We start from the raw sequence: 19,506 nt of genomic DNA on the forward strand, positions 1-19,506 counted from the left end.
AACTTACGTCTTACTAACAATTTGTGTGATATTCCATTATCATTGAGCATCAACAGAATCATTGCTTTTACCTTTCTCTATCCTTTTGATGTTATAAAGGTACATATACTCTACTTTTGCCCTTGCCCAAGGTGTTTTCCTCAAAAAAGCTAAGCTCGATTTTATGTTGGGGTTTTTTAAAAAACAGTTGATGGGGATCTGTTTACCCATCTTTTCCCAACCCACATAAGCCACTAAATCTGCCAGCAAGGCGGCCAACGTGATACCATGTAAAGGGTTGTTTTTTTGAAGGCTTTCTTTTTTTTGCATCTGATAAAATTAAAAATTAAATACCGCTTTTATTAATTGCTTGCAATCTTTACTAATTAAAACGCTACAGTTAAGTTTACTTAAATGAAATAAGCTATATTAAGCCTAGGTTTTCTATTTTTACCCACAATATATCGTTTTAAAAAAAATGAGCTTATACCATACCTTCTCTATACTAATTGTTCTATCGGCCATTTTTGCCTATCTAAATTTTAGGTATTTAAAATTACCTGCCTCCATAGGCTTAATGCTTATCGCCCTGATCTCTTCTATTTGCTTGGTCATAACCGGGAGGTTGTATCCATCTGTACTGGGCGATGTTACCGGTTTTATAAAAAGCTTCAATTTTTCTGATCTGGTTTTAGGTTCCATGCTAAGTTTTATGCTTTTTGCAGGTGCCATCCACATCAACATGGAAGATCTAAAAAAGCAAAAGATCCCAGTAATGGTGTTTAGTACAGTTAGTGTTGTTTTGTCCACTTTTTTAGTGGGTACGGTTGCTTATTATATCTTGCCCTTTTTCGGTTTTCAAATATCTTATGTAAACTGTCTGTTGTTTGGCTCTTTAATTTCGCCAACAGATCCAATTGCTGTTTTGGGGATATTAAAAGAAACAAAAGTCCCAAAATCTTTAGAGACAAAAATTGCTGGCGAATCCCTTTTTAACGATGGCGTTGCCGTGGTGGTATTTATTACCATTTGGGAGGCGGCCAGATCGCCGCAGGTACCAACGTTTTTAGAAATAGGAGAGCTTTTTTTAAGAGAAGCCATTGGCGGTATGCTATTAGGGTTAATAGTTGGTTATATTGGTTACAGGTTAATGAGAAGCATTGATAATTACAAGGTAGAAGTGATGATCACTTTGGCAATTGTTATGGGCGGTTATACTTTGGCAAGCTTGGTACATGTTTCTGGCCCTTTGGCAATGGTTGTTGCAGGGATCTTGGTGGGCAACCACGGTAAGAAATTTGCCATGTCTGATGAGACGAGCGAATATATCTCTAAGTTTTGGGAGCTGATAGATGATATTTTGAACGCCCTGCTCTTTGTTTTGATAGGCTTAGAACTATTGATCATCCAAGATATCGGTATTTTTATGTGGATCGGCACAGCCATGATCTTCATCATCTTGGCCATTAGGTATATCTCTGTTTTGATCCCTTCTCTATTGATCAGGTTTACAGATAAATTTGAACATAAAACAACAATGGTTTTAACTTGGGGAGGTTTAAGGGGAGGTATTTCTATTGCCCTGGCACTCTCGTTAACTCCAGACCTAGATAAAGACCTTTGGGTTTCCATTACCTATTTTGTAGTAGCTTTTTCTATTCTGGTGCAGGGTTTAACCATCGGAAGATTTACTAAAAGGCTTAAATTTGATTGAGTTTCTTAAGTTTAAAATGAAAAGTTTAATGCTAAAAAAATCAGCTTTTAGCCTAATTCATTCCGTTTCTTTTGATCAGCCAAGCGTTTAAAACCGGGTAAAAGCCATCTTCTAAATTAGCGTCTATTAAATCTATCTTAAATTGAGCGCATTTTAAAGCGATTTCTTTTTTAAATTCTTCCATTTTGGCCGTGTACATCTCTTTATACTGGTTGGGGTTTAATTTTATTTGCTCGTTTGTTTCTATATCGATAAAATGATAGGGACGGTTCTCAAAATCAAACTCTACTTCATGTTTTTTATCATGGATATTAAAAATAATAACCTCGTTTTTAAGATATTTCAAATGTTGTATGGCCAAAAATATTTCTTCCAAACCATGATCTAAATTGTTCTGAAATAGATCAGAAAATAAAACCACCAAAGAGCGTTTATGGATTTGCTCGGCAATTAAATGGAGGTTTTTTATAATATCGGTACGCTTACCTTTAGCAGATTTCGCAACCAAATAGTTGGTGAGTTCATTTAAAATATATTTTTGGTGTACCGTGGTTGATTTTGCCTGCGAATGAAATTCTATCTCCTCAGAAAACAGGCTCACCCCAAAAGCATCCCTTTGTTTTTTTAGCAAATTGATGATGGCCGCAGTTGCCAAACAAGAGAATTGAAATTTGTTTAAGCCCCCATCGGGATAAAACATAGAAGCAGAATGATCGATCAAGATTTGGCACCTTAAATTTGTCTCTTCCTCAAATCTTTTCACAAATAACTTATCTGTACGGGCAAACAATTTCCAATCTATGTTTTTGATAGAATCGCCTTCGTTATACAAACGGTGTTCTGCAAATTCTACAGAAAAACCATGGAAAGGGCTTTTATGAAGGCCGGTTATAAAGCCTTCTACAATTTGTTGGGCCAAAAACCCCAGATTACCAAAGTTTACTAAATCTTCTAAATCAACCTCTTTGTTTTCCATTTTTAAATTACAGATGATGTTCTAAAGTTTAACGCTATCATAGTTATACTTTTTGGGAGGAAGCTCTTTTTATTAATTCTGGCCTTATATTAATCGTTTTTTTGGGCCCTGTTGTCAGTTTATCTTTGATCTCCTCAAAATAAAGATCGGCGATCGCTTTTCCCATTTTTGTGCTAAATTGATCTATAGTGGTTAACGTTGGATTGGTAATCTCTGTAAAAGATTCATTTGAATAACCACAAATGCCCAACTGTTGGGGTACATTTAAAGTTCTCCTTTTTGCCGCATTTAGAGCCCCCAACGCAGCAAAATCTGATGTGGAGGCAAATATTGCGTCTGGTGGATTGGGCAGGTCTAAGAGTGCTCCTGTGGCTTTTTCTCCAAGTTCTTTTGTCCATGCGTTTTCTTTAATCAACTCTTTAACAATAGGTAAGTTGTGTTTCTTAAGTGCTGCAATGTAACCCGCCTTTCTCTCTCTAAAGATGCTTAGGTTTTGAGGCCCTTCTAGCAGTGCAATCCTTTTATATCCTTGTTCTATCAAATGGGAAACAGCTTCCATAGATACCTGTTCCGTATCGTTTAAAACCTTATGGGTTTCTAAGTTTGGGGCAACACGATCAAATTGTATCAGGTTGATCCCATGGTCCAAAACTGTTTGCAGGTGATCATCTTTGTCAAAATCGGCACTGGTAGAAATAACTATACAATTGACCTGCTGATTGATTAAGGCATTGATGCTTTTTACTTCTTTTTGATAAGATTCGTTTGATTGGCAGATGATGATGTTATAACCTTTTTGGTAAGCAATTTCCTCTATACCGGCTATCACATTAGAGAAATAATTTTGGTTAATGTGCGGTACAACTATCCCAATAGTTTGATTGTTGCCCTTTCTTAAATTAGAAGCGATGCTATTGGGTTTATAATTTAATTCTTTGGCGGTTTTTAAAACAAGCCTCTTGGTTTTTTCACTTACGTTGATGTTATTTGCTAACGCCCTAGAAACCGATGAGGCATTAATGTTAAGCTTTTTAGCAATATCGTAAATAGTTGTCGGCTTTTTATTCTTCATCTAAATTATTGCAAATCCTATCTCAAAACCTAAAAATCAAAGATAACTTTTTTGGACTATAAAAATTTGAAGTGATGTAGAAACAAAAAAACCACCCGAAGGTGGTCTTTGTAGTGGGGAGCATCCGTCCAGCTGGCGGAGAACTGCCGTCCGCCGATTGGCGGATATGAATCCTGCGCTCTAACCATCAATCTTTATGATGCCCCAAATAAATTTTCTTCCCTGTGCGGATTTTAGTTGTTTCTCCCTTTTCACCGCCTCCGACTTGGAGCCGAAGTACTCTTTATGGATTACCGTCCAAGGCCTGAACATTATGGTGTAGCCCTTTGTTGCCAAGGTATTATGTGAGATTAATCTTTGCTCTAGGTTGGAGGTATAGCCAATGTAGATCTTCCCGTACTTTTCAGAATAAAGAGCATATACTGTGAACATGATTAATCTTAAACAAAAAAACCACCCGAAGGTGGTCTTTGTAGCGGGGAGCAGGATCGAACTGCCGACCTCAGGGTTATGAATCCTGCGCTCTAACCATCTGAGCTACCCCGCCATGGGTTCTAATTTCCTAATATTTCAATGCAGGCTCTAACTGCCGTCCGCCGATTGGCGGATATGAACCCTGCTCAGTCAACCGACTGATACCCCGCCATGGGTTCTAATTTCTTAATATTTCATTGCAGAATCTAACTGCGCCTACTGGCGGATATGAATGCTGCTCAGTCAACCGACTGATACCCCGCCATGGGTTCTAATTTCCTAATATTTCAATGCAGGCTCTAACTGCCGTCCGCCTACTGGCGGATATGAATGCTGCTCAGTCAACCGACTGATACCCCGCCATGGGTTCTAATTTCTTAATATTTAATTGCAGAACCTAACTGCCGTCCGCCAACTGGCGGATATGAATCCTGCTCAGTCAACCGACTGATGCCCCGCCATGGGTTCTAATTTCTTAATATTTAATTGCAGGCTCTAACTGCCGTCCGCCTACTGATACCCTGCCAAATGGTTGTTTTTTGGATTGCAAATATAGACGAAATAAATTCCTTAAGAAAAAGAATGTAAAAAAAAATATTTTGCCTATTTTACAACCAATTCTTATACAAATTAAATGAGCGAGAAAGTAAAATTTACATTAGAGTACGAAATCAAATCTTCATCAAAAATACTATATAACTTTATTAGTGAACCCAATGGCTTATCAGAATGGTTTGCAGACGATGTGAAGGTTAGGGATCAAATTTTTACTTTCGTTTGGGACGATGGTGAAGAGCAGAGAGCTAAAATGCTATCCTTTAAAGAAAACAAGTTTGTTAAATTTCATTGGGTAGATGACGAACCTTATACCTATTTTGAACTTGAAATCGTTAGGGATGAATTAACAAACGATGTTGCCTTGGTAGTTACGGATTTTGCCCTGCCAGAAAATTTAAAAGACCGGCAAATGATTTGGAATATCCAAATAGAAACTCTTTTGAATGTGATTGGCGCATAAAATTCTCTAGTTTTACAGCGTGAAAAAAATACATCTTTTAGTATTAAAAGCATTTATAAGGCCTTTTATTGTCACTTTCCTTATAGTGATGTTTGTTCTTATCATGCTTTTTTTGTTTAAATACATTGATGATCTAATAGGAAAGGGCTTTGAGTGGTACGTTATCTTACAATTGTTGGCTTATGCCGCCGCCACAAACGTAGCCATGGCGCTTCCTTTGGCCATACTGCTTTCTTCTATCATGACATTTGGGAATTTAGGAGAAAACTATGAACTGGTTGCCATTAAATCTGCGGGCATTTCTTTACAAAGAGCCATGATCCCGCTTTTTATCCTGATAACCGCTTTGGGCATCAGCGCATTTCTATTTTCTGATTATATGCTACCTGTGGCCAACCTCAAGATGGGCTCTCTTTTATATGATGTTAGGGAGCAAAAAGCTTCTTTTTTAATAGAAGAAGGGGTTTTTAACAATAGCATCCCTGGTTATTCTATAAGGGTAGAGAAAAAGGAGAATGATGGGGAACTTTGGAAAGATGTGGTAATATATGATCAAAGTAATGGATCTGGCAACACCAACGTTTTAATGGCCAAACAAGGCGAAATCTACAAAACAGATGATGGGAGGTTTTTGATATTAAAATTAAAAGATGGTGTTAGATATGAAGAAAAGCAGGGCAAGAGCGGTTATAACCCAAGGCAAGAACTCATTAGGTTAAGATTTAAAGAAACCGAACAGAAATTTGATCTTTCTAGCTTTCAGTTTAAAAGGGAAGATGAAAATCTCTTTAAAAATAACTATCAGATGTTAAACCTCAAACAATTGGTATCTTTTAAAGACTCTGTTACCCGTTTAGATGATAGTTTAAATAAAACTGTTTTTAGCTCTGTTAGCCCCTATTATAAAATATATTTTAGCGCCCAAAATTATAAGAAAGGCAAATTAATGGATAGTTTAAACTTTAAAAAAGACCATATTTTTGCTGGGATCGATATTGCAAACGTTTCTCTTGCTATTTCAGATGCAAAGGATAACATTAGAAACCTAACAGAGTCACTAGAGAATAAAAATCAACAATCAGAAGATTTTTTAAAAACAATCAGAAGATATTTAATAGAATACAACAAAAAATTTACTTTAGCGGTCTCTTGTCTGGTATTGTTTTTCATAGGTGCGCCCCTTGGGGCAATCATCAGAAAAGGAGGCTTAGGCTTACCAGTTGTTATCTCCATCATTTTTTTCTTGATATATCACATCATCAGCACCATAGGCGAAAAATCGGTAAAAGAAGGAAATCTATCCCCGGTTTTGGGAATGTGGCTTGCCATATTTGTTCTTACCCCGTTAGGGTTATTCTTAACCTACAAAGCAACTATAGATTCTGCATTGTTTGATGTTGATCTATATAAAAATCTATTTAAAAAGGTTTTTAGAAGAAAAGCGAAGAATGATTAAAATTATTTTCTGGGTTTTGATTTCATTGATAGCTTATACCTATTTAATCTATCCTTATTTATTGAAGATTTTGGCCAAAAGCAAAAAGCCCATCACCCCCAATTTTTACCAACCCATGGTTAGCATTGTTATACCCGCTTATAATGAAGCCTTATTGATAGAAAGCAAGATAGATTCTATCTGTACTGGAAACTACCCATTAAATAAAATTGAAATTATTGTTTATTCTGATGGCTCAACCGATGCAACAAAGGATATCGTTTTAAAAACGATTGAAAAGTATCCATTTATCCGCTTTTATGAAAAAACGGATAGAAATGGGAAAGCTTTTGTAGTAAACCAACTGGTAAAGCTTGCAAAATATGATATTGTTTTTTTAACCGATGCCAACATAATTTTTGCGGCAGATACCATAAATAACAATGTTAAAAACTATAAAAACGATAAAATTGGTTTAGTGGGAAGTTATGTGATCAACCAATCCCAGATAGATAAAAACCATACCATACAAGAAGAAAGCTATGTGAGTTGGGAAAACGAAATCAAATATAATGAAGGGTTAATTTGGGGTTGCACCATTGCCCCGTTTGGTGCCTGTTTATCTTTTAGAAAAAAATTGTTCGGTCCTATCCCAAAGAACTTCTTGGTAGATGATTTTTTTATCGCAGCTACCGTTTCAAAAAATAAATATCAATGTATCATAGAGAAATCTTCTGTTTGTTATGAAAAGCCGAACGGTTTGCTTGCCTTAGAAATGAAACGTAGAAAACGTATCTCATGTGGCAACTATCAAAACCTTAAACATTTTTTTGGGCTTTTCATAAATATCTTCACGCCTTTAGGGTTTTGTTTCTGGTCTCATAAAGGGATCAGGTGGTTAGTGCCTTTTTTCTTTGTTTTCTTGTTTATGGCTAACTTTTATCTTTATCAAAACGGAACAATATATCAATTGGGTTTCTTTTTTCAATTATTCTTTTATTGCACCCCTCTGACTTACCAGCTCACTAAACCCATAAAACCACTTAATAAAATAATTAAATTTGCTCATTATTTTTTAATGATGAACTTTTCCCTGTTAGTTGGGTTTTGCCAATATGTAAAAGGGGTAAAAGTTGGTTATTGGGAAATCTCACAAAGGGTAAAATAGCCATGTTAAATACAATAGAAGAAGCCATTGAGGCCATTAAAGAGGGGAAAATAATTATTGTGGTTGATGATGAAGACCGTGAAAACGAAGGCGATTTTTTGACAGCGGCCAGAAATGCAAGCCCAGAAGTGGTAAATTTTATGGCAACGCATGGAAGGGGCTTAATATGCGCACCGCTAACCGCAGATAGGTGTAAAGAATTAGACCTCAACTTAATGGTAGGTAGAAATACCGCTACTTTTGAGACCAACTTTACCGTTTCGGTAGATTTGAACGGCCATGGGTGTACTACGGGTATTTCTGCCTCAGACCGCTCTAAAACCATACTTTCTTTAATTGACCCAGCCATAAAAGCAGATGACATTGGGCGGCCAGGGCATATCTTCCCCTTGATCGCAAAAGATGGTGGCGTTTTAAGAAGAGCGGGACATACCGAAGCAGCCATAGACTTAGCGGTAATGGCTGGTTTTGAACCCGCAGGTGTTATCTGCGAAATAATGAACGAGGATGGGGAAATGGCAAGACTCCCAGAATTACTGGTAATGGCCGAGAAATTAGATATGAAAATTATCTCTATCGAGGATTTGATTGCTTATCGTTTACGAAATGAATCGTTGATCAAAAAAGAAGTTTCTGTTAAATTGCCCACAGAATGGGGCGATTTTGAAATGGTTGCTTTTACTCAAACCAACACCAATGAAAATCATATTGCATTAATTAAAGGCAGTTGGGAAGAAAACGAACCTATTTTGGTTAGGGTACATAGTTCTTGCATTACGGGAGATATTTTTGGCTCTTGCCGCTGCGATTGCGGCCCACAGCTTCATAAAGCCATGGAGATGATAGAGAAAGAAGGGAAAGGATTGGTTTTGTACATGAACCAAGAAGGCAGGGGAATTGGCTTGGTAAATAAATTGAAATCATATAATCTACAAGAAAACGGGATGGATACCGTTGATGCCAATCTTGCTCTGGGCTTTAAAATGGATGAAAGGGATTATGGCGTTGGGGCGCAAATATTGAGAAGCTTAGGAGTATCAAAAATGAGATTAATGACCAATAACCCAACAAAAAGAGCAGGTTTAGTGGGTTATGGCTTGGAGGTGGTAGAAAACGTAAACATAGAAATAGCTTCTAACCAACATAATGAGCTTTATCTTAAAACCAAAAGAGATAAAATGGGCCATAATATTATGCACAGCAAAGAGAGTTGATCATTATAGGTTTAGGGTTTTATGATTTAAAGAGTTAAGAATTTTATTCCTCTCCTTCAGCTTCAATCTATCTATGATTAAAATTTTACCATAGTGTTTTTGTTACTAGATGGCTTCAAATCCATCCACTTCGCTCAGGAATGAATTATTATTAATGTAGAACCAAAGAACCTTAACCAAAGAAATAGCCAACTTTAAAACCTTTTCTTTCCTTAATCCTGATCAAAACGGTGGTGCCCCAATTAATAACTATACAAATACCAAAGAACATAAATATTAACCCAAAATTACCCCAAGATCTTAGGGTTAAGGCAACATATATAAAAAGTAAATTAGTTAGGGCCAAAGCAAAAGTGCCTTGAAGATGTGTAAAACCCAACTTCAAAATTCTGTGGTGAATATGGTTTCTATCTGCCTTAAAAGGCGATTGTTTTTTGATCACTCTTAAAAAGAAAACCCTAAAGGTATCAAATAATGGGATGATGATAACCGCTACCGCAGTTGCCGGGGCAGAATAAAAAGTGGGTGCATAATTAGCGGCTGTAAATTTATTCAGTTCTATAAACTTTATCGCCAAAACCACAGATATTAAGCCTATCAATAAGCTTCCGGTATCTCCCATAAAAATCTTAGCCGGTGTATAATTATAATATAGAAACCCGATAATCGCCCCAACCATGCTAAAAGCCAATGCCGCCAATTCAATTTGCCCCATGTGTATAAACAGCACCGCAAATGTTAAATTAACGATCAGCCCAATTGTTCCCGCCAAACCATCAATACCATCAATTAGGTTAAAAGCATTTACAATAAACATAATGATGATGATAGAAACCGGCACACTTAAATAAAAAGGAATAGATTGCACATCAAACACACCGTACAAACTGGTTAAGCGTACATCGCCCATTAATACCAGAATGGTCCCTACCAAAAACTGCATAAAAAATTTTGTGCCCGGCCCAGAGCCCGCAAGATCATCCTTTAAACCAACAGCAAATAAAATGATACATGAAGTAAGTAAAACATTGGTGGGTAATACAGAATCGTATTTTGCGAATAATAACGAGACAATGGTAAAACTACAAAAAATAGCTACTCCTCCTAAACGGGGTATCCCATGATCATGCTCTTTTCTATGGCTGTGTAGATCGTCATAAAGATGCCTTTCTCTGGCCACAAATAAAATGGATGGGATAGAAATAAAAGAAACGAAAGCAGAAACGGCTATCACTACCAAATAATAAACCCATTCTATGTTCACAAATGAAAAATCGAAATTCACGATTTAAAATTAATGATTTTTATCCCAATACTGTCCTAATTTTCTAATCGGCTTTAATATCGCAACTAAAAGAGGAAATTTTAAGCCATTAGTTCTCATTGCCAAACGATCCTCTTTATTGGCCTTAATCCGATGTTTTAAAGAATGGTTACTCAACCCACCGACCCTCATTTTTGTGAATACTTTTGGCAAATAAGCTGTTTTGATGTTATGCTTAAACAAAAACCTTAGTATTAGATCATAATCTGCGGCAGATGTAAACGTTAGATCATAAGAACCATATTTAATAAAACAGTCCCTTTTTATGAATAATGTAGGGTGGGGAGGCATCCAACCGTACCTAAAATTTTTTCTATCGTATTTTCCGGAAACCCAATTTCGAATGATGCGAGTAGGGTTATTTCTATCTATATATTGTAAATCGCCGTAGATGGCTTCTATGGTATCATCGTTTTCAAAAACCTCATTCACTTGTAAGAGCACCTCTTCATCGGCAAAAAAATCATCAGAATGAAGAATACCGATAACGTTGCCCTTGGCCAACCCAATCCCCTTATTTAACGCATCGTAAATACCTTTGTCTTTTTCAGAAACAAATTGATTGATAAAGTTTTTATGTTTATCGATTATCGCTAAAGTACCATCGTTACTGTGGCCGTCAATAACGATCAATTCCTTATCGGGATGTGTTTGATTTTGATAGGAATTTAAAGCCGACGTTAAAAAATATTGAGAATTATAGGTTGCGGTAATTATAGAGATTAACATTATCCAATGTTAAATAAAATTAGAAATAAAAGGAAATTATTGACCCATTATTAGAGATGATCCTTTGGTGTTGGTACGATGATCCTATGGTAAGGGAATAGTTGAGTATTTGAATGAAGTTTGGTTTCACAAATGCTTGGTTTGTGTTTTGGCTTTCCTCTTCAACCCCCTCATCGTCTCCTTCTTCTACTCCGCTCAGAGGGGCATTACTTAGAGTGGCACTTCTATAAACCTCAGGCTGTTTCGTTTGGTTTATAGTTCAAGATTAAGGGTGTGCCGATATTAACAGAGGGATTTTTCCTTGCGTTAAAATGGCAATAAGGTTTTAATAGAGATAATTGGTAAATTAATAATCTGTTGACCTCAATTTTAAACCCGTTTCTTTGAACGCCTTATAGCCGATTACAATACCTGCAATCAAAATAAAATACACGCCATCATCTATCGGGACGTATAAATCGGGATCGCAGTCTGGCAAATCTGGATTTGGATTTAAAGGATCGCTGCAATCATCAAATGCGTAGCCAGATGATGATAAAAATATAAAAGAAAATATAAAAAACACCTTAATTAAACCGCCTTTATTTTTAAAAAAATCCCTCATCATTTCTTAATAAATTTATTTACGCCTAATAAACCCTCGTTCTCATCTCTTATCTCTAATAGATACATACCGCTTTTCAAATTAGAAATATCTTGGGTAAGTTCTTGTCCGGCTTTATATTTTTCGCTCTTAACGGTAGCCCCGTTTAAGTTAATGATGTTCATCTTAACAGCTCCTAACTGGCCAGAAGGCAAAGTAACCTTAATAAAATCTTTAGCAGGATTTGGATAGATCAATATAGATTGTTGTTGATTGTTAAAATCGAATCTTAAAGACTTAATCTCAGAATACTCAAATTTACCGTCGTTATCTATTTGCTTTAATCTGTAATAATTATTACCCTGCAACGGATAGGCATCTATAAAATTATAATTATTTATAGTTTGAGGGTTTATTTTGGCATCTACGAACCCTATTTTACTAAAATTTTGATTTTGATCGCCGGCTCTTTCAATATCGAAACCTTTATTGTTTGTTTCCTTAGATGTTGTAAAGTTTAACCCTACTCCATTATTATTTTTATTTACCTCAAAGGTAAGTAGTTTTACAGGTAAGGTGGTTGGCGGTTTAAATAGTAGTTTGAACCTATTATCCCCATAACTTGTAGCTACGGTTTTAACGATGCTAAAGTTATAAACAGAACCTTGGGTTATTTGGGTCAAAGTGTTCAAATAATTATCTTGAAGCCATAATTCTTTACTGTCGCCAAAATCAACCTCGGTAAAAGTGAGAGACATATCACCATATTGTTTAGCCGATACGCTGAGCTTCATATCATCTACATTTTCTACTGCTGGCATCAAATTGATAGCCATAGGCTTATTATCCGAGGATAGAGTTGATAAACTTACATCGAAACCCGGGAAATATTTAGAATCGTTCTCATTTGCTTCAGCCACATATCGATTATCAAAAAGCACTACTGTTTCTTCTTGAAAATCATTTTCCTTTAAATTTATCCTTAAAATTTTCTTATCTGTTGATGAAAAGGTTGAAACTGCCGAAGCACTTTTATTGGATAGTGTAGCGGGTGCATTTAGAGTGGTTAATTTTAAATCAGGTTCAATAGGTGCGCTTAAGAGCCTGGCAGGCGTGTTCACTATATTTTTTTGATTTTCTTTAAACCTCAAAATACCACCACCACTATTTGCTTGAATATAAAAGCCTTGTCCGGGTTGTATATACCTTGACCCTCCGTTTGCGGATATTCCTCCCACTGAGTTATAGGTTGCATTTGCCTTTCCGCCGGTTACCACCGTAATTGAGCTATTCAGGTTATTAGAAGCGCTTCTTACCGCATCCCAATCAATTGTAGAAGGGTAAGGATTGCCCGCTAGATAAAAACCATCATAGGCATCGCCATAAGAGGTATAACCAATGTTCACATTAATATCCCCTTTATTGATAGGCCCGTTATAGGTTACCAACATATCTTCTGCAGCAGAAAACGGGGCGATCATTTTGCCCGGGTTATCATATATGCCCGATCTATTCCCTCTAAAAAACAAAAGAAAGCCCGTTCCGGGCGAAGTGTTTGTTGTAATATTTGGTACGGATATAAAAGAAGTTACTGATGGCGAAGCCGATTCGTTATAAAAATTTAACGTTACCGGATTAAAGGTAGGTACCGGACCAGGGCCGGCATCAAAACCATTGGCGGTACCGCCCGGCCCAGAAATGATCACATAATTTTTTAATTGCTGAAAAGTTTTAGCACCGGCAACGGCCGCATCATTAATGGGCGAAGACATAGATTTTGTCCCTCTTTTTGCGCCACTTGGTTCGCCATATAAATAAGATTGGACTTTAATATTCCCAATAATATCTGCCGAGCCAGAAAGCGGTGCCACATTGGCGTTCTTTGTCGCGGTAGCCAATAAAGTCAAGTTTCCGTTACCGTTTATTACAGCGGCATCGTTTACTTGTAGGGTATTTAAAACCGTGGCATCACCCGTAACTGTTTTAGTCCCGTTATTGCTTGCGCTTAAATTGTTAAAATCAAAAGTGGGGATGTTCTGAGGGCCTGTGCCGTTAAAATTAACGGTAGAGCCTGTAATGGTATATAACGATGGTGTACCTGGGATAAAATCTCCTGCAATATTTATTAATGAGCTTAATGTCCTATTTCCACCGGTGCCGTTCAAATTGGTATAATCTCCATTCACAATGGTTTGTGGAGAAGATGAATTATATGCCACCGTACCTCCCCATGTTTTACTAACCTGTAACGGTGTAGCAGATATATTTTGGGTATATAAAGTCCCGTTACCCGTAAACCCAACAGAAGTGGGTGTGGTTAGTAAATTAGTGCCCAAATCTAAAGAACCCGAATTGATGGTAAAAGCACCGTTTACATTTATACTGCCCGTTCTTAACGTAACAGCAGAATTATTATCAATTGTTAAATTATTAACCGTTGCAGGCAACCCATTTCCCGTATTTTGGGTAGTGCCATTGTAAGTATAATTTGCGGTGGTAGGATAGGTTCTAGTGCCAGTAGATTGTACCGTACCTGTCGCTCCCGTTAGCGCAAAGCCACCAGAATTGGAGGTAATCAAAGTTGAATTGGCATTTGCTTTAAAAGTACCTGTATTACCGCTGATTATTGAGTTGCCAAAATCTACGATTGCATTCGGATTAACTATAAAGTTAATTGCACCGGTAAAAGTGCCTCCAGTTTTGGTAAAATTTTGTATGGAAGTGCCGTTAAAGATCAAAGCTGTAGTATTAGTTACGTTAGCACTACTTTTCCTGAAAGTGCCGTTTATTAAAGAAAAATTGCCAGATATATATAAATTAGTTATTAAATTTGAGGCATTTGTGGTATAAAGCATATCAACAATACCACCAGTTTGTATATAATTGTTAACAAAATGATTTACTGAGGCGGTTGTATAAAACATTCGTAGTGCCCCTTGACCTGTACTTAAAACATTGAAATTGTTTCTTACATTCAATCTTGCCGTTAAAGCTGGAAAGCTATTAATTTGCTGGTTTGTGCAATTCCATGTAAAATTGTAAAAACTTTGAAAATCATCAAAAAGTCGAGGACCTGTGTTAGAAGTGGTATAACCAGAAATTTCGCAATTGGATCCATCGTCCCAAATAGCTGGAGGTATTCTACCATCAGTTGTTGTAAAAGCGTGAATATATTTAGATCCATTGAAGAATTCTAATCTTCCGCTGGAAGCAAAACTTCCAGAGTTAATAATTTGTCCGTAAACGGCACAATCAACAAATGCTGCACTGTTAATAATATTTAAACTTCCGTTAGTATTTATAGTTAATACCCCCCCAATACTTACAACAAAATCATCTATAACAATTGAGGAGCTTATTAAAACTGTATGACCATTCCTAATGTCAACTCCTTTTGAAGCGGCTGTTGGGATTAAATTAGCATTAATCCAATTAATATTATCAGCTGAAGATTCCCAAGTACTCGCCAAATTAAAAGCACCTGATTGTTTTGACCTAAAGTAATCACTTGGAGAGGAAGCTAAACAATTGAATGAGAACAAAAAAATCAGAAAAAACGAATATAAATAAATTTGTAACTTTAGTTTCATATTAGAGTATTACTCAATAAAGTTCAAATCTACTAAAAAAAACGTAATCAAAACAGCAATGGTTTTTAGGTATTTTTAATTACACCCTTAATTACCAAAGTGTTAAATAAGTCTTTAACGGCTTTGCTAACATTTTTTTGCAAAAAGAGTTAAAACTGATAGATTTACAGGATATACTCTTGATATGTTTTTGAATTTTTATTTTTCTAGCAGGCTATTATGTTTATTAACAGTGGTGCTTATATTCAGTTCTTGCAGCACAAAAAGAACAACGCTCTTTAACCTAGAAGATAAAAATGATAAAAAACCAGCGGTAACAGTTCTTGAGAAGGGCAATAAAAATTCGGTAGAAATCCTAAATCAAACAATACTGCCTGGCGATATTCTTAGTTTACGTAATTTACAAAATGAAACACAGATTTTAGGTTATAATGCCGGCTTGGCATCCGGGGCAAGCACCAGTTCAGATTATATTGTAGAACAGGATAGTATGGTGGCACTACCATTTCTTAATAGGGTTAAGCTTGGAGGATTGAGCATTCCCGATGCGGAAAGATTTTTAAATGCAGAATACTCTAAAACTTTGTTAAAGAATCCTATTATAAAAGTTAAGATAACCAGCCTAAAGGTTACCGTTTTAGGTGAGTTTGGAAGAGTAGGTAATCTACCTATCTCATCTGATAAAACTTATTTGACTGATATTATAGCTGATGCCGGAGGCTTAAACATTAGGGCCAACCCTAAAAATATCAGGATTATTAGAGGGGATTTGAAAAACCCAAAAGTTATTTCTGTTAATCTAAAAAAGCTAAAGGCACTATCCAACGATAACCTTTACCTACACAATAACGATATCATATACGCAGATACAAAAAACACCTATAAGTTTTTAGATCAAATCACATCAACCCGTAACATCATTGGAATAGTGGTAACCACCATCAGTGCTTATTTATTGATAGACCGTTTAACCAGGTAAAATGGAAGAAAAGATGATATCAAAGAATAAGCAAGAAATAGATTATGGTAAATTTGCCAAAATCATATTGAGCAGGTGGTATTGGATCGCCGCAACCTTGATCCTTTCTTTATTGGTTGCTTATATTTATTTATGGTACACACCTAAGGTTTATAGTACTTCTGCTTATCTTAAATTTGAAGAAAAACAAGCCAATTTAAGCAACTCTGTTACCCTAAGTCCTCAAACAAGAAATTACACCAATAAAATATTGTCTGAAAGCTGGACTTTTAGGAGCCGTAAAACCATTGAAGCCTCGGTAAATTATATCGATTGGCAAGTGAGCTATTTTTTGGAAGGAAAAGTAAGGACCGTAGAACTATATCCACAAAAACCATTTTTGGTCCAAATATTAAAACAAGATTCCTCAAATTTTTATAATCAAAGAATATCCTTGATCCCTAGCAATAAAGGCTTGGTATTAAGTTATTTTAATAGCGGAAAAGAAATCACAAATACCTATCAATTTGGCGACATCATTAAAATACCTGGCATAATATTCTATATTAAGAAAATTACAGGTTTATCTGAAGGTGCCCAATATCTTTTTAAGTTTAACCATAAAAGAGAATGGTATGGCAGATTGGGAAGTGGTCTTAGTATTGGAGAAGCGGCAAAATACTCTTCTATTGCCGCAGTATCTAAAATTGATGGCAACGCTTATTTTGCTGCCGATGCTTTAAATGCGGTAATGAAAGTTTATTTACAGCAAGGTTTGGATGAGAAAACTCAATCGGCCAAACAAATCATCAACTTTATTGATTCGCAATTAGGCAATCTCTCTAATGCGGTTCAAAACTCTGGCGAGCGGTTAAAAGATTTTAAACAAAAAAACAACTTTTTTGAACTGGGTAGCACCGCCTCTACCGTATTGGGCGACGTAACTACTTTAGAAGCGGCAAATAAAGCTGCCGACTTACAACTTTTGCAATTACAACAACTTCAAAAACAATTTCAGAAGAATAAAGAAGAAATTACCCTAAATTTCAATTTAGATGGAAGTTTAGACCCCTTATTGAGTAATTTACTCACTCAATGGAATAGCCTCATCCAAGAAAGGGCAAGCTTGGTAAATACCTTTAAAGAAGGTGCAAAACCAGTTGAAGAATTGGATGCTAAGCTTAATATTTTAAGGGAAGCCGCTGGAGATAATATCAAGGCAACAAAAAATAGGATTGAGTTGACCAAAAAATTTAACGAGCAAGAACTGGCCAAATCCTATGGTGATCTAAAAAATTTACCTCAACAAGAACGCGACTTATTTGGTTTACAAAGAGACTATAATATCAACGAAAAAATATTCAGCTATCTCTCTGAGAAGAAGCTAGAAGCGCAGATTTCTAAAGCCTCTATTTTACCCGATGCCAGCATCGTAGATCTAGCCCGGCCCAACTTCTCGCCAATTTCTCCCGTTAGCAAATCTATTTGGCAGTTTGCCTGGATCATTGGTTTAGGAAGTGGTGTTGGTTTGATATTTTTAGCGAGGATGTTAAATCCTTATATTTACGACAAAGAAACCATAGAAAGCCTAACAAATACACCTATCGTTGGGATGATCAGGCATTTCCCAGAAAAAATCGACCCTGATAATAAACAGATATTAACTATTTCTAAACCTAAATCTATTTTTGCAGAATCCGTTAGATCTGTTAGGACCAATCTCAGTTTCATCGCTAGTGAACAACAATCTAAAGTGATTTGTATCAGCTCTGAAATTGCCGGAGAGGGAAAATCTTTCGTAACGATCAATTTGGCCAGTTCTTTGGCCCTGATTGATAAAAAAGTGATTTTTATAGCTGCAGATTTAAGACGATCAAAGGTCCATAAAACTTTTGGCATCAAAGACAAAAAAGGATTGAGTACCTATCTTGCCCATCAGGATGAACTGGGAGATATAATCCATCAAACCCAACAAGAAAATTTGGATCTTATTGTGGCTGGCGTGGTACCTCCAAACCCTGCAGAATTGATGTACTCTGATCGCCTTCAAACTTTGATTGAAGAGCTAAAGGCAAGTTATGATTTTATCTTGTTCGATACCGCCCCAATCGGATTAGTTTCTGATGCCTTGCCACTTATTAGGATGAGCGATATTAATCTTTTTGTGATCAGAACAGGAAAATCTAAATATTCCGCAGCAAGCATCCCAAACAGAATTGCCAATGAATATCATTTAAAGAACACCTTTATTATTCTAAATGATTTTAGACAAGTGGCACTACATTCTAACTATTATACCACCAAATATTCAGAAAATTATTATGGCTATTATTATTCAGAAAGTAGCGGTAAAGGATATGGTTATTATAATGATGATCATGTAGTTTCTTGGTGGAAAAAATTATGGGGTAAGTTGTAGGTAAAGCGAGGTGAGTTGTAGGTAATAAATTGGAAGTACAAAGTAATGAGTAGTGAAAATTTAGTTAGGGATTATTTGTTTTGAAGGATGTCTAAAATTGATGAAGTTTACCGATGGTATCCTGTTTACACCTCTCCAAGAGCTGAGAAAAAAACCAATTTTCTCTTAGAGAAAAAGGGAATACTTACCTATTTGCCCACCTATAAAACCTTAAAACAATGGAGCGATCGTAAAAAATGGGTAGAAGAGGTTTTATTTAAGTCTTACCTATTTGTTTTTATCAGCCACAAAGAATATGATTTAGTGGTACAAACACCCGGTATCGTTCGCTTCATCCATTTTTCTGGTAAAGCAGCCTATATACCAGATAATCAGATTGCCGCATTAAAAAATTACCTTTCTGGAGATGAATGTCCGGAAATTACCTATGATAAATTAAACGTAGGACAAAAAGTAAAGATCGTTTCTGGTAAACTGAAAGGTTATGAAGCAGAAATGGTCTCTTGGCAGCAACAAGAGCGGTTGATTTTAAGGTTAGATGCCTTGGGGCAATCTCTTTTGTTAAAGATTTCCGCTGCGGATGTTGAGCCTATTTACTAAAGTTAATGTCATCTCCCTTATAGATAGTCATATCGATCCGCCAGTTGGCGAATAACATTAAAAAGCTTTGATTTTGATGTAGCCTCGCTTTATCTTAAATATGTTTCATTTGTGCTTTCTTTAAGATAAAAAAAGCCCGGTTTAATTCTTAAAAAACTCTTTTTCTGCCTTAAGCTCCTGTTTTGTGCGGTGGTTTCCACAAAGTGGCTTAGCTTCCTCATAAAGCTTGTTTTTTGAGGTGTTTCGGGTGTCC

16 protein-coding genes and 1 tRNA gene are annotated in these 19,506 nt (G+C 36.2%); 8 read left to right on the top strand and 9 right to left on the bottom strand.

Annotated features, from left to right (window positions below; all coding sequences use genetic code 11):
* Positions 1 to 39: 39 nt before the first annotated feature.
* Complete coding sequence (locus I5M32_RS03995) at positions 40 to 309, bottom strand: VF530 family DNA-binding protein (protein ID WP_200584887.1); 270 nt, start codon at positions 307 to 309, stop codon at positions 40 to 42.
* A 148-nt stretch (positions 310 to 457) separates the two neighbouring features.
* Between I5M32_RS03995 and I5M32_RS04000 the strand changes: the two genes are divergently transcribed.
* Positions 458 to 1,693, top strand: coding sequence for a cation:proton antiporter (locus I5M32_RS04000; protein WP_200584888.1), 1,236 nt, complete (start codon positions 458 to 460; stop codon positions 1,691 to 1,693).
* Between the two features lie 52 nt (positions 1,694 to 1,745).
* Here I5M32_RS04000 and I5M32_RS04005 read toward each other — a convergent pair whose 3' ends face one another.
* The 4 genes from I5M32_RS04005 to I5M32_RS04020 all read right to left on the bottom strand — a co-directional run bounded on the left by I5M32_RS04005 (position 1,746) and on the right by I5M32_RS04020 (position 4,288).
* Positions 1,746 to 2,669 (bottom strand): DUF58 domain-containing protein, encoded by a 924-nt coding sequence (locus I5M32_RS04005; protein ID WP_200584889.1) that lies wholly within the window; start codon positions 2,667 to 2,669, stop codon positions 1,746 to 1,748.
* A gap of 43 nt (positions 2,670 to 2,712) precedes the next feature.
* A complete protein-coding gene (locus I5M32_RS04010; protein WP_200584890.1) occupies positions 2,713 to 3,741 on the bottom strand; it encodes a LacI family DNA-binding transcriptional regulator in 1,029 nt (342 codons plus the stop codon).
* A gap of 180 nt (positions 3,742 to 3,921) precedes the next feature.
* Positions 3,922 to 4,173, bottom strand: a complete 252-nt coding sequence (locus I5M32_RS04015; RefSeq protein WP_200584891.1) for a GIY-YIG nuclease family protein — start codon at positions 4,171 to 4,173, stop codon at positions 3,922 to 3,924.
* Between the two features lie 41 nt (positions 4,174 to 4,214).
* Positions 4,215 to 4,288: transfer RNA gene (locus I5M32_RS04020), tRNA-Met, on the bottom strand.
* A gap of 561 nt (positions 4,289 to 4,849) precedes the next feature.
* Here I5M32_RS04020 and I5M32_RS04025 point away from each other — a divergent pair.
* From I5M32_RS04025 to I5M32_RS04040, 4 genes are read left to right on the top strand one after another with little or no spacing between them, the layout of a single operon-like run.
* Positions 4,850 to 5,233 (top strand): START-like domain-containing protein, encoded by a 384-nt coding sequence (locus I5M32_RS04025; protein WP_200584892.1) that lies wholly within the window; start codon positions 4,850 to 4,852, stop codon positions 5,231 to 5,233.
* A 19-nt stretch (positions 5,234 to 5,252) separates the two neighbouring features.
* A complete protein-coding gene (locus I5M32_RS04030) occupies positions 5,253 to 6,689 on the top strand; it encodes an LptF/LptG family permease (protein WP_200584893.1) in 1,437 nt (478 codons plus the stop codon).
* Positions 6,682 to 7,836: a glycosyltransferase gene (locus tag I5M32_RS04035; RefSeq protein WP_200584894.1), complete on the top strand. Its 1,155-nt coding sequence runs from the start codon at positions 6,682 to 6,684 to the stop codon at positions 7,834 to 7,836. Before I5M32_RS04030 ends, I5M32_RS04035 begins: the two co-directional genes overlap by 8 nt.
* A 2-nt stretch (positions 7,837 to 7,838) precedes the next feature.
* The gene (locus tag I5M32_RS04040; protein ID WP_200584895.1) at positions 7,839 to 9,050 is read left to right on the top strand and encodes a bifunctional 3,4-dihydroxy-2-butanone-4-phosphate synthase/GTP cyclohydrolase II; all 1,212 of its coding nucleotides are present in this window, start codon (positions 7,839 to 7,841) and stop codon (positions 9,048 to 9,050) included.
* A 172-nt stretch (positions 9,051 to 9,222) separates the two neighbouring features.
* On the opposite strand, the gene I5M32_RS04045 is transcribed toward I5M32_RS04040, so the two are convergent.
* The 4 genes from I5M32_RS04045 to I5M32_RS04060 all read right to left on the bottom strand — a co-directional run bounded on the left by I5M32_RS04045 (position 9,223) and on the right by I5M32_RS04060 (position 15,276).
* On the bottom strand, positions 9,223 to 10,335 hold the full coding sequence (locus tag I5M32_RS04045) for an MraY family glycosyltransferase (protein ID WP_317193095.1): 1,113 nt from the start codon (positions 10,333 to 10,335) through the stop codon (positions 9,223 to 9,225).
* 9 nt (positions 10,336 to 10,344) lie between these two features.
* Positions 10,345 to 11,103 (bottom strand): glycosyltransferase family 2 protein, encoded by a 759-nt coding sequence (locus I5M32_RS04050; RefSeq protein WP_200584896.1) that lies wholly within the window; start codon positions 11,101 to 11,103, stop codon positions 10,345 to 10,347.
* A 346-nt stretch (positions 11,104 to 11,449) separates the two neighbouring features.
* Entirely contained in the window at positions 11,450 to 11,710 is a 261-nt protein-coding gene (locus I5M32_RS04055) for a hypothetical protein (RefSeq protein ID WP_200584897.1), read from the bottom strand.
* Complete coding sequence (locus I5M32_RS04060; protein WP_200584898.1) at positions 11,707 to 15,276, bottom strand: T9SS type A sorting domain-containing protein; 3,570 nt, start codon at positions 15,274 to 15,276, stop codon at positions 11,707 to 11,709. Before I5M32_RS04060 ends, I5M32_RS04055 begins: the two co-directional genes overlap by 4 nt.
* 184 nt (positions 15,277 to 15,460) lie before the next feature.
* Here I5M32_RS04060 and I5M32_RS04065 point away from each other — a divergent pair, with 184 nt between their 5' ends.
* The 3 genes from I5M32_RS04065 (at position 15,461) to I5M32_RS04075 (ending at position 19,253) form a co-directional block, all read left to right on the top strand.
* On the top strand, positions 15,461 to 16,255 hold the full coding sequence (locus I5M32_RS04065) for a polysaccharide biosynthesis/export family protein (protein ID WP_200584899.1): 795 nt from the start codon (positions 15,461 to 15,463) through the stop codon (positions 16,253 to 16,255).
* 1 nt (position 16,256) lies between these two features.
* Entirely contained in the window at positions 16,257 to 18,653 is a 2,397-nt protein-coding gene (locus I5M32_RS04070; RefSeq protein ID WP_200584900.1) for a polysaccharide biosynthesis tyrosine autokinase, read from the top strand.
* A gap of 87 nt (positions 18,654 to 18,740) precedes the next feature.
* Entirely contained in the window at positions 18,741 to 19,253 is a 513-nt protein-coding gene (locus tag I5M32_RS04075) for a UpxY family transcription antiterminator (protein ID WP_200584901.1), read from the top strand.
* The last annotated feature ends 253 nt before the right edge of the window (positions 19,254 to 19,506 follow it).

It is taken from the genome of Pedobacter segetis (assembly GCF_016623585.1).
In the GTDB taxonomy this organism is placed as follows: Bacteria; Bacteroidota; Bacteroidia; order Sphingobacteriales; family Sphingobacteriaceae; genus Pseudopedobacter; species Pseudopedobacter segetis.

Bases quoted from the DNA above. Each gene is read 5' to 3' on its own strand.
- I5M32_RS03995 (WP_200584887.1), bottom strand. From the start codon at position 309: ATGCAAAAAAAAGAAAGCCTTCAAAAAAACAACCCTTTACATGGTATC.
- I5M32_RS04000 (WP_200584888.1), top strand. From the start codon at position 458: ATGAGCTTATACCATACCTTCTCTATACTAATTGTTCTATCGGCCATT.
- I5M32_RS04005 (WP_200584889.1), bottom strand. From the start codon at position 2,669: ATGGAAAACAAAGAGGTTGATTTAGAAGATTTAGTAAACTTTGGTAAT.
- I5M32_RS04010 (WP_200584890.1), bottom strand. From the start codon at position 3,741: ATGAAGAATAAAAAGCCGACAACTATTTACGATATTGCTAAAAAGCTT.
- I5M32_RS04015 (WP_200584891.1), bottom strand. From the start codon at position 4,173: ATGTTCACAGTATATGCTCTTTATTCTGAAAAGTACGGGAAGATCTAC.
- I5M32_RS04025 (WP_200584892.1), top strand. From the start codon at position 4,850: ATGAGCGAGAAAGTAAAATTTACATTAGAGTACGAAATCAAATCTTCA.
- I5M32_RS04035 (WP_200584894.1), top strand. From the start codon at position 6,682: ATGATTAAAATTATTTTCTGGGTTTTGATTTCATTGATAGCTTATACC.
- I5M32_RS04040 (WP_200584895.1), top strand. From the start codon at position 7,839: ATGTTAAATACAATAGAAGAAGCCATTGAGGCCATTAAAGAGGGGAAA.
- I5M32_RS04050 (WP_200584896.1), bottom strand. From the start codon at position 11,103: ATGTTAATCTCTATAATTACCGCAACCTATAATTCTCAATATTTTTTA.
- I5M32_RS04055 (WP_200584897.1), bottom strand. From the start codon at position 11,710: ATGATGAGGGATTTTTTTAAAAATAAAGGCGGTTTAATTAAGGTGTTT.
- I5M32_RS04060 (WP_200584898.1), bottom strand. From the start codon at position 15,276: ATGAAACTAAAGTTACAAATTTATTTATATTCGTTTTTTCTGATTTTT.
- I5M32_RS04065 (WP_200584899.1), top strand. From the start codon at position 15,461: ATGTTTTTGAATTTTTATTTTTCTAGCAGGCTATTATGTTTATTAACA.
- I5M32_RS04070 (WP_200584900.1), top strand. From the start codon at position 16,257: ATGGAAGAAAAGATGATATCAAAGAATAAGCAAGAAATAGATTATGGT.
- I5M32_RS04075 (WP_200584901.1), top strand. From the start codon at position 18,741: ATGTCTAAAATTGATGAAGTTTACCGATGGTATCCTGTTTACACCTCT.